Here is a 4,577-nt window from a genome sequence, read left to right as displayed (position 1 = left end):
GTAGCTTTATTTTCTATTTTATCTACCGGAAAGGAGCTAGAGGAAGAGTTTAGTCGCGATCGCGCTATAATTTCTGTACGATAGAACTACTGTCTCTGCGATCGCCTAAAATGCGAATTCTCTAATCTTGGCTCAAAAATGGTCTAGTTCATCTCCTTGAAAACCATGACTCTCGCACCCCTAAAAACCCCGATTGTTTACCCCGAACCCGATGGCGAACCGATGGCAGAAAGTGACCCCGCACGGGATTATTTAATTTATGGTGTAGAAAGCCTCAAATTCTACTTTCACAACCAAGAAGATATCTACGTTTCTGGTAATCTCTACCTCTACTACGAACGGGGAGTTCCCGATGCCGTGGTGAGTCCTGATGTATTTGTCATCTTCGGGGTAGAAAATCGCCCTCGCAGAAGTTACAAAGTCTGGGAGGAAGGAGGAATAACTCCCGATTGGGTTTTAGAAGTAACATCTGCCAGCACTCGCAGAAAAGATGAACGAGATAAACCCGATACTTATTCAGAAATGGGGGTTTTGGAATACTTCCAATACGATCCGACGGGAGACTATCTCAATCCTCCTTTGAAAGGCAAGCGTTTGGTTGGAAATACTTATCAAACTATTACACCAAATCGATTAGAAGATGGTTCTCTGTCTATTTATTCAAAGGTTTTAGAGTTAGAACTGCGCTTACTTCCCAATGGTCAGATGCGTTTTTTCAATCCCCAAACTGGGGAGTATTTAAGAAGTCCAGATGAGTCTGAACGGGAACGGATTGAGGAACGACGGGAAAAAGAACAGGTACAGAGGACATTGCAAGAGTTGCGCGATCGCCTGCTTGCGAAAGGATTAGACCCTGATAACCTCTGAAACTTCCTAAAACTGACTTTGAGGGGAAGTGCGATCGCATTTTTACTCATGCAAATGCTATGCTCTTGATTTAGAAGTGACCATTAATAAAATTGTGGAAGAATATAGGCTTGCACCCTCCTACTAACAACCCTTCCATTGATAATTCTCACTAAAGTCCTCAAGCGAGAAGTCTAGGTTTCAACGGCGGGGAGGAGATAGAGGCCGGGTTTTGCATTGGCATCAGGGAGAAGTTCGTGGCTGCTTTTAACCCCTTGTTGTTCGCACAGTTGGGCAAAGGCAAGCAACCCATCTAATCTGGCGTACAATTCGCTAAGAGTATCGAGATATTCTGCGATCGCCAGTTGCCGATATTTCCATTGTGAGGTGAGTTGGGGTTGAGTGCGGGTCATTTCCAGTTCTACTTTAGCGCCTCGGCGTTTTTGCAGTGTCTGGTCGGAAGATAGGGCGCGATCGCTTGGCGAAATTTGGGTGATGCGTTGGACTCGTTCGGGGGTAATGCAGTTTTTAAAGTAGGGAGTAGCAAAGCGTTGGGCTGTAGCGAGTTCGGGACGTTCGGTGTTGAGGAGACTTTTCGCCCACTGGTGGGCGTGTTGCTGAAAGCGAGGGATTTCTCGGGCGAGGACTTCTCGGGCTTCTGGGATCTGCCCGTGTTGGAGGAGGAGGTTTGCTTCTGTGGCGATCGCGACTGCCCAGCCTTGGGTGGAGATATCTACCAGCATAAGGGTATTGGCATCGAATTCTAAAGGGGCTTGGGTGGCTTGACTGGCAAGAAATAGACGGGCGCTAGTGGCGGTTTTTAGGGCTGCTTTGGGGGAGTCATCGGGAAAGCGTTTCAGATGTTCAAGTTCGGCTTGCAGGTCGGCTATATTTTTGATTAACAAGGCTTTATGGAGGTCTGCGATCGCATTCCCGAGGCGTTGTTGTTCTTCTCTGCTATCTTCTACGAGGAGATGAAGATAGGCCAGTTGTCCGGAAAGGGCATCGAGGCGATCTTCGAGGCGATCGAACCCTGCTGCCATTGATTTTTGCAGGTTGCCGATCGCTTTTTGGGTTTGATGGAGTTTATAGCCCATATAGGCAAATCCAGCAATACTGACCCCAATGTTCAAGATGCTTGCACCTGCGGCAATTTGGCTAAAACCGAGGATAGAAGAAGCCGTTTGTTGCAGTCCGATAAGTTGGCGATCGATGCCAATGAGTTTGTTGTACGTTGCAGCGTGACCGATAGTATTTGTTACCAGAGAAACTGCACCAGTTACAGGTGAAAAAGGCAAACTCATTAACTGATTGGTCAGTCCGGGGGCTTCTAGTAAATGACGGACAATTTGACCGCCTTGGGGTGTTCCCGCAGCATGACGAATAACACTACCATAACGAACCAAAGAACCATCTAGTAAGCCTTGGACGATCCCCGGTTCAGCAAGTAAGTTAGTTGGAATAAGCATAATATTGGCCTCTATCGATAAAGGTTAGGATTGTTAATAGATTCTTTGGGTGATCTTTTAGAAACTGTGATTGTATGAGGTTTGTTTAGAAGACGTTTAAAGCCTCTCCCTCTAGATGTTTGTGGTACATCTTGCTCAAACTCTCGTTCGCATTCATCTATTTCTATTTTTATCAAATAAACGTCGTATTGATTTGGTTCTTGAGACGAATTATATTCAAAACACTCGTTTATTCCCGTCTTATGAAATTGATCCTCACTACCTTGCCATAGAGCTTGTATTATAGATGTTCGAGATAAAATATTCACAGCTTCTGGAGTCATTTTTTGTCCTCTCCTTAAACTGTCAATAATTCCTTCAGTATCTTCTGCATCTACAGCAAGAAATAAAATAATGTTGTAAGTCATTTCTTGCATTTCTCTTGTTTCTTGTCTTGGAGTTCTCTCAACATCATCGTTTCTTCGTTGGTTGCTAGAATTTTGTTGCTTCTGATCTGGTTGGTTTTCGTTTAAGAGATAAATTGCAATGCCTATTCCAGCCAAAACAAAAGCGAACAATATAAGAAATTTAATATTCGTATCGGTGTTTTCCTGTGTGATAGTTTGGCTGGCATTTTGTTGAAATTGTTGTTGGTCAATTTCCTCTAAAACGGGCTGTAATTTATTTGTTATTTGACCAATTAAAGAGTTATTGTTATTCACTATCTTCCCTCCCATATTATTTGTTGTATTAACTGTTGGCGAAGTTGCACTAACGAATCGGTTTGATATTCAATCTTTAACCAATACTTTTTCACTTCTTCAAATTCTTCATCATCCATTTTTAATCTTTCTTGGAGTGTACGTTCCGTTAGTTTAATAACTCGATTTATTGCATATCCAAACTCATCGTTTATTTTTTGCAGATGGTTGATAATCCAAGTCGAAAAAACTTGCCACAGTTCCGATCTTCTTGACTCCATTCCTGCTCTCCACTGGTCAGGCATTTCTTCATAATCTGGGACTTTTAATTCTTGATATTCAATATCACTGTAAACATCTTTTTTTACCGATCTTGTCTCTTTAACTTTAAAGAAGAAAAAAATCGTTTTTGTATAGGTTTCTGGTACAGTTGTAGTTCCTGTTTTTTCTTTTTTTATATTAGTATCCACTTCAATAGTATCAATAGAAAAATCAAAAAATGCTTCTGGTAATGTGGGAGAGTTAGATACAATTTGATTAAATTCTGCTTTAAGAGCTTCTACTAAAGCTGGAAATATTTCATCAACTTTATCCAAAACATAACCTTTTTGATGTTCAACAAAACTTTGTACTGCTTCTTCGATCACAACACATTGTGCTTGTACCTTTAATTCAACCTCTTGAGTCAATCCATCAAGCATTACTGTATAAAGTTTCTTATACGCCTCCTCGATTTCCTCAAGTTCCTTCTCTCCTTCTTGATCCCCCGATCGCACACTTCCATAAAAATGTCTTAGGTTTTCATTATGATCGAATTTTTCACTAACTTTCACTATTATTTCGTAATTTCTAGCAATATCATCAGCATAAGCAATAGGAATTTTCTCCTGAAGTTGATCTCGTAAAGCAAAGACAGATTCTTTTCCCTCTAGTGCGTTCTCTATAGGTTGAATCCAATCGAAATTTAGACCGTCAAAAATGTTATCTACTGCATTTGTAAACTCTTTGAATCCTTGAATCCCCATAGTTTCTGCTATACCTATAGCATCATTACGAGATTGGGGATGATTTTCTTTTAATTTTTCCACAATCTTAACTATTTTCCTTTTGAACTCCCTGAACAATTCGTGAATATCTTTACCTATTAGACTTTGTTTGTTTTTTAAGTTTTCTGAGCGCTTTTTTATTTCCTCCTTTTGTTCTTCTTTAAGATTATCCGCTTTTAATCTGATTTGTGTCTCTAAAATATCAAAAGATAGGACAACTGGATTCAGAGCAGGTGCAATGACTAATTTAGGAAAAGACTCTTGGACTCGATGGCGCAAAGTATCCCAAAATTGCTTTCCTCCACTCCATTCCCGTGCATGGTCAAGAATTTTTTGCATTGTTTCATCATCAATATTTTTATTTTTTCTAACTCGTGTACGAAGTTCATTAAACCAATCATATAATTCATCATCTTGGTCGGTGTTTTCTTCAATGAGAGTATGACATTCTTTTAACATTGCTTTTAACAATCTCAAGCGAGTTTCTTGGCTAACTTGTGAAGAAAGATCGCCATTTCTTGTTCCCCAAGCACATT

Annotated in this window: 4 protein-coding genes; 1 reads left to right on the top strand and 3 read right to left on the bottom strand. The window is 40.6% G+C overall.

Going from position 1 to position 4,577, the window contains the following annotated elements:
• The first annotated feature begins 165 nt into the window (after positions 1-165).
• A complete protein-coding gene (locus tag VB714_RS26785; RefSeq protein ID WP_323228351.1) occupies positions 166-867 on the top strand; it encodes a Uma2 family endonuclease in 702 nt (233 codons plus the stop codon).
• 173 nt (positions 868-1,040) lie between these two features.
• Here VB714_RS26785 and VB714_RS26780 read toward each other — a convergent pair whose 3' ends face one another.
• From VB714_RS26780 to VB714_RS26770, 3 genes are all read right to left on the bottom strand, one after another.
• A complete protein-coding gene (locus tag VB714_RS26780; protein ID WP_323228349.1) occupies positions 1,041-2,315 on the bottom strand; it encodes a hypothetical protein in 1,275 nt (424 codons plus the stop codon).
• A gap of 11 nt (positions 2,316-2,326) precedes the next feature.
• A complete protein-coding gene (locus VB714_RS26775) occupies positions 2,327-3,016 on the bottom strand; it encodes a hypothetical protein (protein WP_323228348.1) in 690 nt (229 codons plus the stop codon).
• On the bottom strand, positions 3,016-4,577 hold a 1,562-nt coding region (locus tag VB714_RS26770), incomplete at its 5' end, for a hypothetical protein (RefSeq protein WP_323228346.1). The genes VB714_RS26775 and VB714_RS26770, both read right to left, overlap by 1 nt.

Origin of the sequence: Spirulina sp. 06S082, from assembly GCF_034932145.1 — a bacterium.
In the GTDB taxonomy this organism is placed as follows: domain Bacteria; phylum Cyanobacteriota; class Cyanobacteriia; order Cyanobacteriales; family Spirulinaceae; genus CCY15215.
This window is presented reverse-complemented; position numbering and strand designations above follow the sequence as displayed.